The 748-nt window shown below is 29.8% G+C and carries 1 protein-coding gene and 1 pseudogene; both read left to right on the forward strand.

The window, feature by feature from the left end; genetic code table 11:
• Window positions 1-322, forward strand: a 322-nt coding sequence (locus C3E89_RS04820; RefSeq protein WP_236911344.1) for a type II toxin-antitoxin system PemK/MazF family toxin, incomplete at its 5' end; no start/stop codon positions are given.
• Between the two features lie 225 nt (window positions 323-547).
• A pseudogene (locus C3E89_RS04825) lies at window positions 548-748 on the forward strand (DUF4829 domain-containing protein); the annotation flags it as partial.

The following is a 748-nucleotide window of genomic DNA, read 5'->3' on the forward strand; positions in this document are numbered from 1 at the left end:
AGATATATTACTAATTCCAATACCATTTACAGATTTGACATCCAGTAAAAAGAGACCTGTTCTTGTACTATCAAATGATGATTATAATTCTAAAACAGAGGATATAATAGTGGCTGCTATTACTTCGAATATTACATCAAAGGACTATAGCATATTTATTACTAATAGTGATTTGTTGGAAGGAAATTTAAAAGTGGATTCATGTATAAGAGTGGATAAAATTTATACTTTAGCTCAAAATATTGTTATTAAGAAATTTGGCGAAGTTAATGATGGTGTTATGAACGAGGTAAGAAATAAAATTAATGAACTAATAAAATAACAGGAAATTCTCCTGTTATTTTTATTTAAGCATATCTACCATCAAATAAATTTTGCTAGTAGCACCGACACGTTGAACCGTATTATAAGTAGGGGACAAGCCCCTTGGATGTAAGTTGGGAGTTAGGGGTTATGCTGTAGATAGATGAGTGGTATAATGTATGTAGAAGATGTTCATTAAATTGATAAGTAAGTATTATGAGGGCTTAATTAAAAGGGGGATTTTATGAAAAGGATTGTTATTCCATTGTTTGCAATATTATTAGTATTTTCACTGGTGGCTTGTAATCAAAAATCAACTAAGGAGGAGTTAATAATAGATATTGGGGATTCTACTAAATTTACTGAAGAAGAGATAAGCAATGCAATAAAAATCGTAAAGGATAATTTTGATTTCCCAGCCTCTACTTTAACAAAAATATGGTAC

Source organism: Clostridium sp. Cult1 (assembly GCF_021655095.1).
GTDB lineage: Bacteria > Bacillota > Clostridia > Tissierellales > Tepidimicrobiaceae > Schnuerera.